Origin of the sequence: Pseudomonas sp. 22072, from assembly GCF_052046095.1 — a bacterium.
GTDB lineage: Bacteria > Pseudomonadota > Gammaproteobacteria > Pseudomonadales > Pseudomonadaceae > Aquipseudomonas > Aquipseudomonas paracarnis.
On record NZ_JBQEQE010000016.1, the window covers coordinates 68,009 to 85,387 of the forward strand.

Annotated in this window: 12 protein-coding genes; 4 read left to right on the plus strand and 8 right to left on the minus strand. The window is 59.7% G+C overall.

The window, feature by feature from the left end; translation table 11 throughout:
- Positions 1-714 precede the first annotated feature (714 nt).
- Positions 715-2,970 carry an Orn/Lys/Arg decarboxylase N-terminal domain-containing protein gene (locus ACTJLA_RS17515; RefSeq protein ID WP_054897499.1) on the plus strand — a complete coding sequence of 752 codons (2,256 nt, stop codon included), beginning with the start codon at positions 715-717 and terminating at the stop codon, positions 2,968-2,970.
- Between the two features lie 20 nt (positions 2,971-2,990).
- Positions 2,991-3,560, plus strand: a complete 570-nt coding sequence (locus ACTJLA_RS17520) for a GNAT family N-acetyltransferase (protein WP_019820276.1) — start codon at positions 2,991-2,993, stop codon at positions 3,558-3,560.
- 99 nt (positions 3,561-3,659) lie between these two features.
- Here the strand turns inward: ACTJLA_RS17520 and ACTJLA_RS17525 are convergent, their stop codons facing one another.
- Entirely contained in the window at positions 3,660-4,568 is a 909-nt protein-coding gene (locus tag ACTJLA_RS17525) for a LysR substrate-binding domain-containing protein (RefSeq protein ID WP_072448413.1), read from the minus strand.
- A 183-nt stretch (positions 4,569-4,751) separates the two neighbouring features.
- On the opposite strand from ACTJLA_RS17525, the gene ACTJLA_RS17530 reads away from it, so the two are divergent.
- Positions 4,752-5,090 (plus strand): hypothetical protein, encoded by a 339-nt coding sequence (locus ACTJLA_RS17530; protein WP_440841709.1) that lies wholly within the window; start codon positions 4,752-4,754, stop codon positions 5,088-5,090.
- Positions 5,091-5,139: 49 nt separating this feature from the next.
- On the opposite strand, the gene ACTJLA_RS17535 is transcribed toward ACTJLA_RS17530, so the two are convergent.
- Complete coding sequence (locus tag ACTJLA_RS17535) at positions 5,140-5,376, minus strand: hypothetical protein (RefSeq protein ID WP_032874044.1); 237 nt, start codon at positions 5,374-5,376, stop codon at positions 5,140-5,142.
- Positions 5,377-5,603: 227 nt separating this feature from the next.
- On the opposite strand from ACTJLA_RS17535, the gene ACTJLA_RS17540 reads away from it, so the two are divergent.
- On the plus strand, positions 5,604-6,161 hold the full coding sequence (locus ACTJLA_RS17540; RefSeq protein ID WP_003190705.1) for an NADPH-dependent FMN reductase: 558 nt from the start codon (positions 5,604-5,606) through the stop codon (positions 6,159-6,161).
- Between the two features lie 123 nt (positions 6,162-6,284).
- Here ACTJLA_RS17540 and poxB read toward each other — a convergent pair whose 3' ends face one another.
- From poxB to ACTJLA_RS17570, 6 genes are all read right to left on the minus strand, one after another.
- Positions 6,285-8,009, minus strand: a complete 1,725-nt coding sequence (poxB, locus tag ACTJLA_RS17545) for a ubiquinone-dependent pyruvate dehydrogenase (protein ID WP_054897504.1) — start codon at positions 8,007-8,009, stop codon at positions 6,285-6,287.
- A 78-nt stretch (positions 8,010-8,087) separates the two neighbouring features.
- Positions 8,088-9,320, minus strand: coding sequence for an NADH:flavin oxidoreductase/NADH oxidase family protein (locus ACTJLA_RS17550; RefSeq protein WP_054897505.1), 1,233 nt, complete (start codon positions 9,318-9,320; stop codon positions 8,088-8,090).
- A 221-nt stretch (positions 9,321-9,541) separates the two neighbouring features.
- Complete coding sequence (locus ACTJLA_RS17555; RefSeq protein WP_003190711.1) at positions 9,542-10,036, minus strand: DUF934 domain-containing protein; 495 nt, start codon at positions 10,034-10,036, stop codon at positions 9,542-9,544.
- Positions 10,020-11,678 (minus strand): nitrite/sulfite reductase, encoded by a 1,659-nt coding sequence (locus ACTJLA_RS17560; protein WP_003190712.1) that lies wholly within the window; start codon positions 11,676-11,678, stop codon positions 10,020-10,022. Before ACTJLA_RS17560 ends, ACTJLA_RS17555 begins: the two co-directional genes overlap by 17 nt.
- Positions 11,679-12,202: 524 nt before the next feature.
- A complete protein-coding gene (locus tag ACTJLA_RS17565; protein WP_034126066.1) occupies positions 12,203-12,421 on the minus strand; it encodes a DUF2970 domain-containing protein in 219 nt (72 codons plus the stop codon).
- A gap of 52 nt (positions 12,422-12,473) precedes the next feature.
- Complete coding sequence (locus tag ACTJLA_RS17570) at positions 12,474-17,318, minus strand: hypothetical protein (protein WP_440841714.1); 4,845 nt, start codon at positions 17,316-17,318, stop codon at positions 12,474-12,476.
- Positions 17,319-17,379: the final 61 nt, after the last annotated feature.

Below are 17,379 nucleotides of genomic sequence, written 5' to 3' on the forward strand. Positions count from 1 at the left end.
TTTGGCTGGGCCGGCATTCCGGGCTCTTTTCCAAAAGTGACCCGCTGTAAAAGCGGAACCCTAAGTGGCCGTTACCGCAGCAATGGATATGTACTCGGTATAACTGCGTCGACTGTCAGGCCGCATTCGCAGGCAAGCCAGCTCCCACATTTGGATCGCGTGCGTCAGCTACATCAGCGTCGGCTGTCAGTGCGCCACGGGAGCAAGCTTCCTCGCCGCAGGTCCAGCGTCGCACCAAAGTTGTGTAGAGCTGCGATAGCGGCCTGCCAGCCAACGCCTATCGACCTGACGCCCCGCGATCAAATTGTGGAAGCGGGCTTGCTCGCGAATGCGGCCTGACAGTCAACACGGTTTGATTGGGTACATCTCCATTCCTGCGGTAACGGCCACTTAGCGTTGCGCTCTGACAGCGGGTCACTTTGGAAAACCGGAATGCCGGCCCAGCCCACCCACATTTGGATTGCGGAGCCTCAGGTAGATAAGTGTCGGCTGGCAGGCCGTCATCGCAGGCAAGCCAGCTCCCACAGTTTGATCGCGGGGTGTCAGGTAGGTATGGCCCGGCAGGCGGGCCGTCACGGGAGTAAGCTCCCTCGCGACAGGTTCAGCCCCGTACCGAAGTTATATAAATACCTCTCGACCACCTGTGAAATCTTCATTCGCCACTTTTGCTTCCAGCTTCTACCCTTGTGCAAAGCCTCCGGAGTAAGAGTGCTCATGTACAAAGACCTGAAGTTCCCTGTTCTGATCGTGCACCGTGACATCAAGGCCGACACCGTTGCCGGTGACCGGGTTCGAGGCATCGCCAGGGAGTTGGAACAGGAGGGCTTCAGTATTTTTTCTGCGGTGGACTACGCCGAGGGGCGGCTGGTGGCCGCTACCCATCACGGTCTGGCCTGCATGCTGATAGCCGCCGAAGGCGCCGGGGAAAACACCCATCTGTTGCAGAACATGGTGGAGTTGATTCGCTTGGCGCGCCTGCGCGCACCCAACCTGCCGATCTTTGCGCTGGGCGAGCAAGTCACCCTGGAAAACGCGCCCGCCGATGCCATGAGCGAGCTCAACCAGCTGCGCGGCATTCTTTATCTGTTCGAAGACACCGTGCCGTTTCTGGCGCGCCAGGTCGCCCGCGCCGCACGCACGTACCTGGATGGCCTGTTGCCGCCGTTCTTCAAGGCGCTGGTGCAACACACCGCCGATTCCAATTATTCCTGGCACACCCCCGGTCATGGCGGTGGCGTGGCCTATCGCAAAAGCCCGGTGGGGCAGGCGTTTCATCAGTTCTTTGGGGAAAACACCCTGCGCTCTGACTTGTCGGTGTCGGTGCCCGAACTGGGCTCGCTGCTCGATCACACCGGGCCCTTGGCCGAAGCCGAGGCACGCGCCGCGCGCAACTTTGGCGCCGACCATACGTTCTTCGTGATCAACGGCACGTCCACCGCCAACAAGATCGTCTGGCATTCCATGGTGGGGCGCGATGACCTGGTGCTGGTAGACCGCAATTGCCACAAGTCGGTGTTGCATTCGATCATCATGACCGGCGCGATCCCGCTGTACCTGTGCCCGGAGCGCAACGAGCTGGGGATCATCGGCCCGATCCCCCTGAGCGAATTCAGCCCTGAGTCGATCCGCGCCAAGATCGACGCCAGCCCCTTGACCCGTGGGCGACCACCGAAAGTGAAATTGGCGGTGGTGACCAACTCCACCTATGACGGCCTGTGTTACAACGCCGAACTGATCAAGCAGCAACTGGGCAACAGTGTCGAGGTGCTGCATTTTGATGAGGCCTGGTATGCCTACGCCGCCTTTCACGAGTTCTTCGCCGGGCGTTATGGCATGGGTACCTCGCGCACGCCGGACAGCCCCTTGGTGTTCACCACCCACAGTACGCATAAGTTGCTGGCGGCATTCAGCCAGGCGTCGATGATCCACGTACAGGACGGCGGCGCACGGCAACTGGACCGTGACCGCTTCAATGAAGCCTTCATGATGCATATCTCCACCTCGCCGCAATACAGCATCATCGCGTCGCTGGATGTGGCCTCGGCAATGATGGAAGGCCCGGCCGGGCGCTCGCTGCTTCAGGAAATGTTCGACGAGGCCTTGAGTTTTCGTCGCGCCCTGGCCAACTTGCGCCAGCATATCGCGGCGGAAGACTGGTGGTTTTCCATCTGGCAGCCACCCTCGGTCGCGGGTATCGACCGGGTCGCCACTGCGGATTGGCTATTGCACCCTGGGGATGAGTGGCATGGCTTTGGCGACGTTGTTGAAGACTACGTGCTGCTGGACCCGATCAAAGTCACACTGGTGATGCCTGGCCTCAACGCCGGTGGGGCATTGAGCGAGTGTGGGATTCCCGCTGCAGTGGTCAGCAAGTTCCTCTGGGAGCGCGGGCTGGTGGTGGAGAAGACTGGGCTGTATTCGTTTCTCGTGCTGTTTTCCATGGGCATTACCAAAGGTAAATGGAGCACCTTGCTCACCGAGCTGCTGGAGTTCAAGCGTAGCTACGATGCCAATGTCAGCCTGGCCACTTGCTTGCCGTCGGTGTATGCCCAAGGCCCGGCACGTTATCAAGGCCTGGGGCTGCGCGACCTTTGCGACCAGTTGCACAGCTGTTACCGTAGCAATGCCACGGCCAGGCACCTCAAGCGTATGTATACGGTATTGCCGCAAATCGCGATGAAACCCGCCGATGCCTACGACCAGTTGGTCAGGGGCGAGGTGGAGGCGGTCTGCATCGATGCCTTGGCAGGACGCATCGCCGCTGTAATGCTGGTGCCTTACCCGCCGGGCATACCACTGATCATGCCCGGCGAACGCTTCACCGAGTCAACACGTTCAATCATCGATTACCTGGCATTTGCCCGCACGTTCGATAGCAGTTTCCCCGGTTTTGTCGCGGATGTGCATGGGCTGCAACACGAAGATGACGGCAGTGGCCGTCGTTATACCGTCGACTGCATCAAGGGTTAAGGAAGTCTATGCAAGCTGTAATGAACCCGAAGTATCCAGGGCTCAGTGTGCGAGTCGCCGACGAAGGTTTTGACGCCTATGTGTGGGGCAATGATTTCAGCTTTGAAGTCAGTGCCTATGGGGTGCCGCAAATGGGCCAGCGCGTCGAACAATGGCCGGTGGAAAAAGTGCTGCCGTACCGCAAGTGCTATGGCATCGACCCGGAAGAATTCGCCAGTTTTCGTGATGCCGCCGACAGCTCGATCTTCATGGCGTACCTGGATGACCGCGCAGTGGGGCATATCGTGGTCAGCACCAACTGGAACGGTTTCGCCCATGTTGACGAGTTGGCCGTGGCGTTACCGGCGCGCCGACATGGCGTGGCCAAGTCGTTGTTGGACGTGGCGCAGTTCTGGGCCCGCAAGAAGAACCTGCCGGGCATGATGCTTGAGACCCAGAACAACAACCTCGGCGCCTGTCGCCTGTATGAGCGTTGTGGCTATGTAATGGGCGGCATCGATCAACTGCGTTATCGCGGGATTGACCCGCAAACCCGCGAGGTCGCGATTTTCTGGTATCGGTTGTTCAAGGCGCAAGTGGAGGCTGTCTGACCCCTGTAGGCGCGAGCTTGCTCGCGAAAAACGCCAAGGCGCCGCGTTGCATCAGGATGAGCGTGTGATCGTTCACGTTCTTCGCGAGCAAGCTCGCTCCTACGGGGACTTGGTGTCGTTGCCAAGCAGGCTTTCGGCTTTCTGGATGACGATTTCCAGCAGCGCATTCAATGCCGGGGAGGGCGCAGCGTCTTTCAAGGTCAACGCATACAGGCTGACCACTATCGGTGGTGACACCGGGCACGCATCAAGCCCGGACTCTCGTGCACCCAAGGCAGTGAACGGGTCGACAATCGCCAGGCCTTCTCCGGCCTCCACCAAGCCGCGCATCATCGGGTAGGTTTGCACCCGCGTCTGCACCACGGGCAGCGGCCGCAGGGCGTGCAGCTTGGCATCCAGCAAGCGGCTGAGCGGGTCATGGCCTTCAAGGCCGATCAGGGACTGGCCGGCCAACTCCTGCAGCGCAATGTATTTTTGCTTGGGCTTGAGCCAGCCATGGGGGGCCAGCAACTGCAATTTGCCTTGGGCCAGCACCGTGCTCTGGATATGGGGATGTTCTGGGTCATGCAGGCTCAGGCCCACATCGGCTTCATGCAACAGCAGGCTGTTGATGATCTCGCCAACTGGCTGGCTCGACAGGTTGCACGGCATGTCCTGGAAGCGTCGACGCAGTGCAGCAATGCTCTGGGGCAACAGTTGGTTGGCCAACGGCGGCGTGCACAGCGCGCGCAGGGGCGGCGCATGATGGTGTTTCAAGCGGCTGGCAAGGCGTTGCAACGGCTCCAGGGCTTCATACAGAGCAGTGATTTGTGCCTGCAATTCCAGGGTTTCCCGGGTGGCCTGCAAACGCCCGCGCACGCTGGCGAACAGCATGAAGCCCAATTGCTGCTCAGCATCCTTGAGAGTGGCGTCTACTTCGCCCACGGGGAGTTGCAACCACTCGGCGGCGGTGCCGAGGTGGCCGGTCTGCAAGATGGCCTGAATCACTTCGATATGACGTAAACGCATGGCCGGAGTCTATGTGCAGTGCGCAGGGGATTCAATGGCGCAGGCCTTCGTGCGCAAAAAAGACTGCCGGGGTCGTCCCGGCCTATGGCGCTCAGCCAGGACCCCATTAGAATGGCGGGTCTGATCAGCAACGACCCCTGCCGGTTTCCCGGTACTTAAAATAAAAAACAGGTCTGGTCTCATATGCCTCTACCCTCGACGTTCTTCGGGGTAACGGCCAAGCAACTCGTGGTCCTGGTGACCGTGGGAGGCCTGGCGGCTTACTTCTTCAATCATCAGGATGAACCGACGCCGGACAATCTCGCACTGGAGGCCTTTATTCGCTCCCAGCACCAGGTGGGCGAGCAGGTGGGCGCAGTCGTGGGGATAACCCTGGTCAGGGAGGTGGAGGCTTACCCCGCGTACAATGCGGCAGGTTACAAGCGCTCGATGTTTACCGTGCAAGGGGAGCACGGCCAGGTGCTGGTGACGCTCAAGCAAGACGAGCAGGGCATAGAGGTGACGCAGATCCGCCGCCCATGAACGTCCCCAGCCCAGCCGCCAGGACTGAGCAGGTGAACAAGGCAAGCGCTTACGATGCCAGAGTGGTTTCGGACTCGCGCACGAGAATGGTGCCCGACTGGATCAGTTTGAATTCATCACCTTCCAGCTTTTCTACACGGTCGCCAATGGCCAGCTTGTAGGTCGTGGTGGGCGTCGATCCGGCCAGGTCGCCTTGCGCCGGGTTGGATTCCTGGAACTCATGCACCGAATACACGCGGCCTTCCGCGTCTCTGGCATGAAACTGTCCAACAAGTACTGCAGCCATCTGTTTAGAACCTCTGGAGATAAACACTCGATTTGCGGTTCTGTAGACCGTCAGGGAGCGGGGTAGTTTACCTATAAGAAAAAAATACTATTCGCTGATATTTTCAGACGCTTCCTACGCAAGTGCTTGCAAGGAAACCGTCGAGGGAATCCGCACAACCCTCTGGTGAACGCGTCGCGAAGCCTCTATAACTACAAGCTCCTTTATTCAGAAGTCGGGAAACCTCAATGAGCAAGGTCTACACGATTGCCGTCCTGGTGGGCAGCTTGAGAAAAGAGTCGATCAACCGCAAGGTCGCCCTGGCCCTGGCCGAACTGGCCCCTGCCAACCTCAAGTTGAACATTGTTGAAATCGGCGACTTGCCGCTCTACAACGAGGACATCGACGGTGCAACTCCGCCCGCAGCCTACAGTACTTTCCGCAAACAAGTGAGTTCATCCGACGCGGTGCTGTTCGTCACCCCCGAATACAACCGCTCCGTGCCGGCGGCCTTGAAAAATGCCATTGACGTGGGCTCGCGCCCATACGGGCAGAGCGCCTGGAGTGGCAAGCCGGGGGCGATCATCAGCGTGTCGCCGGGTGCCATTGGCGGCTTTGGCGCCAACCACCATTTGCGCCAGTCCCTGGTGTTCCTGGATGTGTGGTGCATGCAACAGCCGGAAGCCTATCTGGGCGGGGCAGGCAGTGTGTTCGATGAGGCGGGGAAGGTGTCGGACAAGACCAAGCCGTTCCTGCAGGCATTCATCGATGCCTACGGCAAGTGGGTAGAAAAGCAGAAAGGCTGAAATTAGCCCGGCACCTGTAGGAGCGAGCTTGCTCGCGAAAAACTCGACGACAACGCGTTCATTCAGGATGTCAGCGTTACCGTTAGCGATCTTCGCGAGCAAGCTCGCTCCTACAGTAGGGGGTTATCGCAACCAGTTGGTGCGTGCCAGTTCGATAACCTCATCGCCACGCCCGCTCATCACCGCCTTGAGCATGTACAGGCTGAACCCCTTGGCCTGTTCCAGCTTGATGCTCGGCGGCATCACCAGTTCCTGAGTCGCGGTCACCACGTCCACCAACACCGGGCCATCGTGGGCCAGGGCACGGCGCAGTGCCGGTTCCAGGTCTTCGGATTGCTCCACACGTATGCCCAAAATGCCCATGGCATTGGACATGGCCGCGAAGTCCGGGTTTTTCAGCTCGGTGCCGGTGTCCAGGTAACCCGCAGCCTTCATCTCCATGGCGACAAAGCCCAGGGACGAATTGTTGAACACCACGAGTTTGACCGGCAATTGCAGCTGCGCCAGGGAAATGAAATCCCCCATCAACATGGTGAAACCACCGTCCCCGGACATCGAGATCACCTGTCGTCCAGGGAACGCCGCCTGGGCGCCGATAGCCTGAGGCATGGCGTTGGCCATCGAGCCATGGTTGAACGAGCCGATCAGCCGGCGCTTGCCGTTCATCTTCAGATAACGCGCCGCCCACACGGTGGGTGAGCCGACATCGGCGGTAAAGATCGCATCATCATCGGCCAGTTCGCTGAGCAAGCGCGCCACATACTGGGGATGGATTGGCCGGCCGGCCTTGGACGGTTGCGCCAGGTCATCCAGGCCTTGGCGGGCTTTTTCGTAGTGCTTGAGGGAGGTTTCGAGGAAGCTGCGATCGGTCTTGCGGGTCAGGCGCGGCAACAGCGCGTCGATGGTTTCACTGACGTCGGCGGCGATGCCCAGGTCCAGGGTCGCACGGCGCCCCAGGGCTTGGGGGTTGCGGTCCACCTGGATGATCCTGGCGTCGGTCGGGTAGAACTGGCGATAAGGGAAGTCGGTGCCGAGCATGACCAAGGTGTCGCAATCGAGCATGGCGTGGTAGCCGGAGCTGAAACCGATCAGGCCGGTCATGCCGACGTCGAACGGGTTATCCCACTCCACGTGCTCCTTGCCCCGCAATGCGTGCACCACCGGCGCGCCGAGGGCGTCGGCCAGCGCCACCACTTGATCGTGGGCACCGGCACAGCCGCTGCCACACAGCAGGGTGACTTTCTCGCTGCTCTGGAGCATGTCGGTGAGGCGCTGCAAGTCCTGCTCAATCGGCACGGTGCGCGGTGCGTGCAAGGCCGGCCACGGCTTGAGCTTATCTTCCACCTCCAACAGCGACACATCCCCCGGAATCACCACCACCGCCACGCCTCGGTTGAGGATCGCCGAACGCATGGCACGGTGCAGCACCTGAGGCATCTGCTCGGGGTTGCTCACCAGCTCGATAAAGTGGCTGCATTCCTTGAACAGCTCCTGGGGATGGGTTTCCTGAAAGTAATTCAGGCCAACCTCCGAGGACGGAATTTGCGCGGCAATCGCCAGCACCGGCACATGGTTGCGATGGCAATCGAACAAACCATTGATCAAATGCAGGTTACCCGGCCCGCAACTGCCGGCGCACACCGTCAACTCGCCGGTGGCCGCCGCTTCGGCACCGGCAGCGAAGGCGGCGACCTCCTCGTGGCGCACATGCATCCACTCGATGCTGTCCATGCTGCGCAGGGCGTCGGTCAGGCCATTGAGGCTGTCGCCGGTGAGCCCCCAGATACGCTTGATACCCGCTTGTTCCAGGGTGGTCGCCAACTGCTGGGCCAGGTTGATTTTCGCCATGAGGAACTCCAATCGTCAGTGAGGTTGAAAAACTGCTGATCAGTAGGGGACAGTTCAATCACGGCGAATGCTCCGCCATTAATGTGAAGATTGCGTCATGCTCGCGCGATACTGCCGCGTACGCCGCGCGATAAACCACTGGTCACAGGCCAATGCCAGCCAGGGCGCAACGTTGGGTTTGGGCAGACGGCCGCGGCTCAGGCGACGCATCTGGTCGCGCACCACGGCGAGGGTGGCGAGGGCGGCCAGCGGTTTGCGCTTCCATTCCATGGGCCGCAGTTGTGGGTTGAGGTCGCGACCTTCACGCCACTGTTTGATCAGTTGCGGCTCCAGGGTCAGGGCGGTGGCGATGCCGGCCATGGCGATGCCGCTGTCCAATACTTGCTGGACCACCGGCAAGCGGCGAATACCTCCGGTCACCATCAGTGGCATGGTGGCGATGCTCGCCATTTGCGTGGCGAAATCCAAAAAGTAGGCTTCACGGGCCAAGGTGCGGCCGTCCCGCGCTTCACCTTGCATGGCCGGCGCTTCATAGCTGCCGCCGGACAACTCAAGCAAATCGATCGGCAGTGTATTGAGCATTTCCACTACAGCGCGTGCATCGGTCTCATCGAAGCCGCCGCGCTGGAAGTCTGCGGAATTGAGCTTTACCGACACACAAAATGAAGGGCTGACATTGGCCCGCACGGCACGGATGACTTCTAGCAGCAGGCGTGCCCGGTTTTCCAGGGAGCCGCCCCAACGGTCGGTGCGATGGTTGCTCAAGGGCGAGAGGAACTGACTCAACAAATAGCCATGGGCGCCGTGGATCTGCACCCCGGTGAACCCGGCTTGCTCGGCCAGGCGGGCGCTGGTGGCGAAGCGCTTGATGACGTCCTGGATGTCGTCTTCGGTCATGGCCTTGGGTTTGGCGAACATCTTGGAAAAACTGCCCACATCCAGCGCAATAGCCGAGGGTGCCAACGCTTGTTGACCGAGGTTGGCCATGGTCTGGCGGCCCGGATGGCTGAGCTGTACCCAGAAGTGCACACCTTTGGCCCGGGCTACGTCGGCCCATTCACGAAAACTGGCCAGGTGTTGCTCGTTTTCCAGCGCGACACCGCCAGGGCCGGTCATGGCGCGGCGGTCGATCATCACGTTACCGGTCAACAGTAAGCCGGGCTCGCCGTCGGCCCAGGTCTTGTATAGCTGCTTCAATGCTTTGGACGGTGCCTGATGCAGGTCCGCCATATTCTCTTCCATCGCGGCCTTGGCGATGCGGTTGGCGATGACTTGGCCGTTGGGCAGTTGCAGCGATTCGAACGGTGACATGGGTTAACTCCTGAGCAGGGGAGGTCTCAGGCTAAGCTTAAAGTTAACTTTAATGTCAAGCGGGAGTCGATCACGAAGGATTGACGGGCGACGGAACTGTAGGAACGAGGGGGACGCCCAGTTCTTGCTCGCGAAGAACGCGAGGGCGCCGCTACAGCCAGGCGACCTGCGTTATCGTTCAGGTTTTTCGCGAGCAAGCTCGCTCCTACAGGGACAAGGTGTCAGCGGCGGCGGAACAGCGGCAGTGGTTCATCGGTGGCCGCTTGATAGGTCACCGAGAAATCCTTGAGACTTTCCAGCGCTTCGTACGGGTCTTTGTCCGCGCGCAAGGCGAAGGCATCGAACCCGCAGCGGTGCAGGTAGAACAACTGGTCACGCAGCACGTCGCCAATGGCCCGCAGTTCACCCTTGTAGCCATAACGGTCACGCAGCAGGCGGGCGTTGGAGTAGTTGCGCCCGTCGGTGAAGGCCGGGAAGTTCAGGGCGATGACCTGAAAATGCTGCACGTCATCACCGATTTCTTCGGCTTCTTCATCGGCGTCCAGCCATACACCCAAACCGCCGTCGCGGGCCTTGAGGGCGTGGCCGTGCTCGCGCCACAGGGCCAGCGGCACGATCAGGTCGTCGCAGTTGGAGATGCCGTCGAAGCTCGCGTCCTTGGGCAGCAGGTGCCAGGTTTCGTCGACGACTGCGTTGTTCTTAATGATTCGCTGCATAGACACGCTCCTTGAACAGGTCGATGCCGATGCGCTGGTAGGTGTCGATGAAGCGCTCATCTTCGGTACGCTGTTCGATATACACGTCGATCAGCTTGCCGATCACCTCTGGCATGGCTTCCTGGGCGAAGGATGGGCCGAGGATCTTGCCCAGGCTCGCATCGCGGCTGGCGCTGCCACCCAGGGACACTTGGTAGAATTCTTCGCCTTTCTTGTCCACGCCCAGGATGCCGATGTGGCCGACGTGGTGGTGACCACAAGCGTTCATGCAACCGGAGATGTTCAGGTCCAGCTCGCCGATATCGAACAGGTAATCCAGGTCGTCGAAACGGCGTTGGATCGACTCCGCAATCGGGATCGACTTGGCGTTGGCCAGGGAGCAGAAGTCGCCGCCCGGGCAGCAGATGATATCGGTCAGCAGGCCGATGTTCGGCGTAGCAAAGCCGCCTTCGCGCAGTTCGCCCCACAGGGTGAACAGTTGGCTCTGTTCAACGTCCGCAAGAATGATGTTCTGCTCGTGGGAGGTGCGCAGTTGGCCGAAGCTGTAGCGCTCGGCCAGGTCGGCGACCGCGTCCAGTTGCTTGTCGGTGATGTCGCCAGGCGCAACGCCGGTGGGCTTGAGCGACAGGGTCACTGCCACGTAGCCCGGCTTCTTGTGCGCCAGCGTATTGCGCGTGCGCCAGCGGGCGAAGCCTGGGTGTTGCTGGTCGAGTGCGGCCAACTCGGCGTCCTGATTGCTCAGGGCCTTGTACTCAGGGTCGACGAAGTGCTTGGCGACGCGGTGCACTTCGGCTTCGGTCAGGGTGGTCTGGCCGCCGCGCAGGTGTTCCATTTCGGCATCGACTTTCTGGGCAAACACCTCAGGGGTCAGCGCCTTGACCAGGATCTTGATCCGGGCCTTGTACTTGTTGTCGCGACGGCCATAGCGGTTGTAGACCCGCAGGATGGCGTCGAGGTAGCTCAACAGGTCCTGCCACGGCAGGAACTCGTTGATGAACGCACCGACCACCGGCGTACGACCAAGGCCGCCACCCACCAGCACACGGAAGCCCAGCTCGCCTGCAGCGTTGTACACCGGCTCCAGGCCGATATCGTGGACTTCGATGGCGGCGCGGTCCGAGGTCGAGCCATTGATGGCGATCTTGAACTTGCGTGGCAGGTAGGCGAACTCAGGGTGGAAGGTAGTCCACTGGCGCACGATTTCGCACCACGGCCGTGGGTCGATCAACTCGTCGGCAGCGACGCCGGCAAATTGGTCGGTGGTCACGTTGCGCAGGCAGTTACCGCTGGTCTGAATGGCGTGCATCTGCACGGTAGCCAGTTCAGCCAGGATATCCGGCACATCTTCCAGGGCCGGCCAGTTGAACTGCACGTTCTGGCGGGTGCTGATATGGGCATAGCCTTTGTCGAAGTCGCGGGCGATCTTGGCCATCATTCGCGTCTGGCGCGACGTCAGTTGGCCATAGGGCACGGCCACCCTCAGCATCGGCGCAAAGCGCTGAACGTAAAGGCCATTTTGCAGGCGCAGAGGGCGGAACTCTTCTTCGCTCAGTTCACCTGCTAAGTAGCGTCGGGTCTGATCACGGAACTGCTTGACGCGGTCCTCGATGATGCGCTGATCGTATTCGTCGTATACGTACATATAGGTCCTGTTCTCGGCAAATCTGCGCGCACGGCCGCGCACTCCCAACGGAGCCGGCGCACGATACCAGTTTGCGTATATGCGCAAAAGTGATGTTTGGGTATATGCACATAACCAAACTGACTAATGAGAACAGTTATCGCGATACCCACATTTGTCATGGGGGCAAGACTGGTCTTTACTGTGGACGAGTCTTAGTGCAGTCACCTATAAAACCGACAAGAGGCGATGCGATGAGTAATTCCACCAAAGCCCGTAAACCTGACAGTACCGTTGATGCCTGGGCCATTTTGTTTCTGATTATTCTCGTGGTCGGCACCGCTGTATTTTGGGTCAGCCACCAGTAATAAAACCGTTGATTGAGCAGCGATTGGTTGTCGAGTAGCCAAGATGATGGCGGTCGATATTCAAGGTTTATCTGAGCGCCTGCATTTGTCAGCGCCGCCAGCGCCGGTGGATTCCGTGCGCTGGCGGTCGTTGGCAAACCGGCGTCCTGTTTATGCGTTCAGTCTGCATCGGCGGCGTTAAACACCGGCCAGGTACAGCACCAGCTTGACGATGCCAAACAGCGTCAACGCAAACACCACCGTGAACGCAACGCCCAGGATCACAAAGTGGCTGGGTTTGCCATGGGTGAAATCGCGGGCGCGATTCTTGCCGCTTTGCACACCGAACGCGGCGGCCGTCACGCTGTGCAGCATCTGCCGGAAGGTCGGTGGTTTGTCATCGATTGGATCGTCCATAAACCCCTCGTCAACAAGGTTCTCATGCAGAGTATAGACAGTCTGTCGAGGCTCATTTGGAAGCCAGTACCTCCAACCCCAGGAATAGCCGCTGATCAAGCGGTGGCTTGATCTCGGCTTTCTCCAGGTTGACCACGGCGCGGTTGTCGGCACGCGCCTGTTCAATCAGTTCCCGGCGCGTATATCGCTGTTCACTCGGGGTTTTAAGGTGACCGAAATCAGGTTGGGAGGGCGCTTGATCGACGGCCGAATAATGAAAATGCGCGTACCACAAAACATTGTCCTTTCCCTTTATACCCGCCCTGATTTTGCTTTTATCGCGTACTGCATACTCGGTGAGAAAGTCACCGGCCTTCAACGGCACGCGGCTCTTCACCAGGTTGATATCGACAAAACCGTGTTTCCACAAGTAATCGACGTGGGAGGCTTTGGGGCGTTGCAACTTGTACCCTTCGCTGCAACGCTCACGTGCCTGTTGCGTTGCCTCGGCCGCCAGGCTGCGGTACTGATCGATCAACGTGCGAGCGCCGGGATCGTTGGCGTGATCGCGCTGGAGTTCTTCGGCAAGGGTTGTGAACTTCGCTGCGTGCTGGGTCAGTATCACATCCCACTCAAGGGGATCGAGGCTTTCCAGTCGGCCCGGGTCGCGTAACTTTCGTTGTTGGAAGGCGATGCTGCTGTCAATGCCGGTGCGCTCGTCCCTGACGGTTTGCGCCTGTGCTTCTATGGTCTTCAGCGAACGCTTGATTGCCGTCGGCGCGGGCGCTGAGGGCCCGACCTCTTCAACCACGTTCCATACACCTTCGCCGGGGTGTTCAAGGTAGGTGGCGAGGGTTTTTCCGGTGAGCGGGTCCTTGATATCGACGAAGTTACCCGGTGTGTCGCGCTGGGTAGGGCGCACTTCACCCACCAGGGTCCTGCGGTCACGGGTCTTGATCACTCTTCGGTTCGGTGCTTTCTGCCGTGTGATGCGCTCGGGCGTTGGCAGTGGCGCGAAGCCTTCTTCCACCAGAATCAAATTGGCCAACTGCGCCTCAAGGCTGGTGCGGGCATAAGCCAGATAGTCCAGAAACGGTTGGCGATGCTCCTCGCGAATGAAGCCGGAATTCATTTCAGCCAGCGACGTGACAGCGTTTTCCAATTGCTCATATCGCTCCAGAACGTCCTTGAGGACGTCTATCTGCTCTCGGGCCGAATAGCCGGTAGTGGTGAGCATTTCCGTATGCGCCATCAAGCTGGTTGCGGTTCTCTTGTCGGTCAGCTCGCGTACGAATGGAAATTCCGTTGGGTTGCGCGAGTCATTCATGCGATTGAACACCAAGTCCATGAACACCAGCAGGGCGTGCTGTTTGATCGCGACCGAGCGGATGTTTTGATCAGAGGGCTTGCCTTGCAAGAGTATCTGGCGCAGGGCCGGGTCTGCCTCTTTGAGTAACGTCTCGATCTTTTCAGCGGGCTCGACCATTTCCGTAAGCGCGGCAAGCTGGCGTTTTTTGGTGATGATGTAGTCGTCGTAGGCGCCGCTGATGTTTTGCGGCAGCTCCCGTGATGCGCGGGCGCTGAGTTCAGCGTCGGTTTCGCCACGATCGGTTTCCAGGGCGTCTGCCATTTTTTGCGACACCGATTCGTAGATGCCTGCCCAGAAGTCAAAATTGCTTTTGCTTGCCCTGTTTCGCTCCCTTACATAAGTGGGGTCAGTCCTGTCGACAGCCATCAGTTCGCTGGTCTTGGCTTCGACTTTTTTCATCAGCGTCATTACCTCGCGGCCGTACTGCTGGAAGTTATCGAGGGCGATATTCCACTGCGTCCTGGCTTGGGCCGCCGCGACGCGCCGTTTCTCATGACGGATAAGAACTTCTGCGTGCAACTTCGGTATGTTCGCGGAACTGGCCAGCAATAACCAATCCTTGCGCAGGCTTTTGCTTTGTTCAACAAGTTGGGCACGGGCTGCGTTCAGAGTGCTTTGTAGCGAAAGCGAAGTGGGTATCAGCGAGAATATTTCGGCATTCAGTGCTTGCAATTCGGCCTTTAATACACCCAGTTTTTCGGCACGTTCCTTCTGCCATTTACTCAAGCGTTCCCGGGGCATTCCGCCCTCCAGCCTGGCGTGAGTGTCCAGGCGCCAGTGCCCCTGGTGGTCGCTTATCAGCTTGAAACCGGGGTGTTGCGGATATTGCGGGTGTACCAGATAGACCTCGTTGAATCCCGGCACCACATTGACCTGGAACAGCAACCCGCCGAGGCTGGCGTGCCAGGTGCCATTTATGCGGTAAAGGCCTTTGAGCGGGCCGCTGCCTTGCGCAGTCGGCAAGGGTTCAGGCCATGGCACATTAATGTCCAGCATCGCCCTCAGTCGTTCGCTTGCGTGTGGGCTTGCCAGCGAGCGAATGAAGTCCAGGGCGGTGTGGCCTGATGCCGGGGGTTCTCCCGGCAATGACACTGCGCCAGAACGTATCACTGGCGCATCCTGTGGTGGCAGCAGGCCTGGTGCACGGCGCCAGGCTTCAAGGCGCAACGCGCTGTCGGTTGCACTCGGTGGCGACAACGGTTTGGCAGAAGGCGATGCGCCATGCAGCAACACCATCGCAGTATTGAGCAGCAGATCAATCAGCGCCAACTCGCGGGTGGTGGGATCGTTGCTGTCCAGGCCCGCCAAGTCCTGCTCCAGGCTGGCAACCAGCACCAGGAACCAGCCGGCCAACATGGCTGGGCCCTGTACCAAGGGCAGCAGCAGTGTATTGAACAACAGCCAGGCACCCTCCATCACAATGGCCCATCGGCTTTCGGTGTTGGAGATCGACTCGCGGTCCGCCAGGTCGACCAGTGCCCGTGCGGTGCTGCCAAACAGATGGTTGGGCAGTTGGCCGTTGAGCTGGGACTGGAGCCATTCACCGGCGCCGTCATCGACGGCCAGGGTCGCGGGCGCTGGTTTCTCGGGTCGGTTGAACTCGTCGCCGGGCAAGAAACGGATGATGTGCGGCTCTTTGATGCCGCCGTGTGCATAGATGGGGCGCGCCTTGTCCGATAGCCAGGTCAGCACGCTGTCCTGCAACGCACCCGGTTCGGCGATGGCCTCCAGCAGCGCCTGGCGCGTGGGGTATTCGTTGAGGGACTCGGCGTACAGCGGTCGGTACAGCAAGTGTGGGCCGACCTGGGAGTCGCGAGGCTCAATGATAAACATATTATTCACTTCGTCCGGCGTGGCCCCGGCTTTACGGCACAACGCCAGGGGGCGCAGGACGATTTCCTGATCGTTGACGAGTCTGAGCGAAGGCGTTTCTCCCATGAGCGCCTTGACATACTGATAACCCGTCACGGTCATGCCATGCTGCTGGCGGACCTTGAATTCCAGCGCCTGCATCGGCAGATGAGCCTTCAGTTCGCGAGTAAACAGCAACTCGCGGCGACGCGCCTCGACGGTATCGGACAGCAGCAGATCTTTGAGGGCATTAGGGTAGGTGGTGCCGATATCGACGCGCTGGATCAGGCCGTTGCTGCCCATCAGATAGTCTTCATTCAACCAGCCAGGCAGTGGCGTGGCTGTTGTGGAAGACAGCTTCAACGTACCTTTGGGCTTGCCGGCCAGATTCTTCAGGGCCAGCTCCGTCAGCGACATGCGCACGTGCTCGATGATTCCCGCGCCGCCCGGATAACCTGCCGCTACGGCAAAGTCCAACAGCACCGCATCAGGGTCGAAATCGCCGTGATCGGCTTGCATCTGCTTGCGCAATGCGCTGCGGCTGAATGTGTGGATGTTTTCAATACCCTCGTTGAACGATCGCCCCTGGTTTTTTTGCAGAACATGCGCCATATCCTGCAAGTGGCGGTGATAGGCGAAACGATCCGCGGGCTCGGCTTGCTTGAGCCATTGCGGCAGTTGCTGGCTCACAGTGCCAAGGCGCTCGGTGTCGGGCAACTTGATGTCGGTAAAATACCTGGCCGGGTTGGTGATCATGTCCAGGCGTTGATCGAGTTCTTTTTCGTCTTGCCCCTGGAACGATAGGGCTGCCAGGTCTTCGAGTTGTTGGTTGAGGATCAGCCCGGCCTGTTGTTCAAACACGTTGGCGGCAGTTTCGTTGCGTTGCCAAGTGAGGCTGTCGAACTGAAACTCGCGTTGCATCCTGCTCCCCCAGGCCTGGCTGAACGCCTCCAGCGAATCAAACGCCTGGATTGCGCCGGCTACGCTGTAGAGCAACACCTGTTTATCGCGTACCAATAACAGGTCCGGGGTCAATACCCGCACCGTCTTGCCGAGGCGGGTGAGTGTGCTCTCTATGAAATATACATAGGTGGCGGGTGAGGAACGGGGCAGGCGCTCACGTTGCGCTGGCCAGGCGGCGACTACCGCCAGCATATCGCGCTGCACGTCGCTCAGCGGTGACTGGCTGGCCGCAGTGGCAATCATCTGACCATTGAGAAACTCTGCAAGCCACTGCCAGCGGCTGTTGCCATGATTGTCGACCTGGCTCCAGTAGTCGGCCAGATCGTGTTGCATGTACAAGTAAAGGGACGCGGGAAATTCGTCAAGAATCTGGGCGACCACCTGCATGTCGAGCGGCTGGCCATCCCCGGTCTTGAGCGCGGCGGGGGGCTGTGTCGTGAGGAAGTACGGACGCTCGCGTACGGCGCGCAGGTCAAGTAACTGTGGGTTCAGTACATGGGCGACAGCCACCTCCATGAGTGCGGGGTAGGTGTATTCGCCATTGGGCTGAGGGCTGGCCAGTTTGACCGCAAGCCAGTCGAGGTCCAGCGACGGGTAGTGCTCCAGCATCCGGCTGCGCAATGCCTTGAAGACGACGGAATACAGCGCCGGCCGCGTAGCGAAGCGCTCATGCACTGCCTGGGCGGGCAGTTGGCGAAAGGCTGAGTTTGACGAGGGAGTATTGGGTTCGGTCATGATGACATGCGTTTCCTGTATAAAACCGGTTGTGCTGAGCTGCCGGTTCAGCGGACCGAGA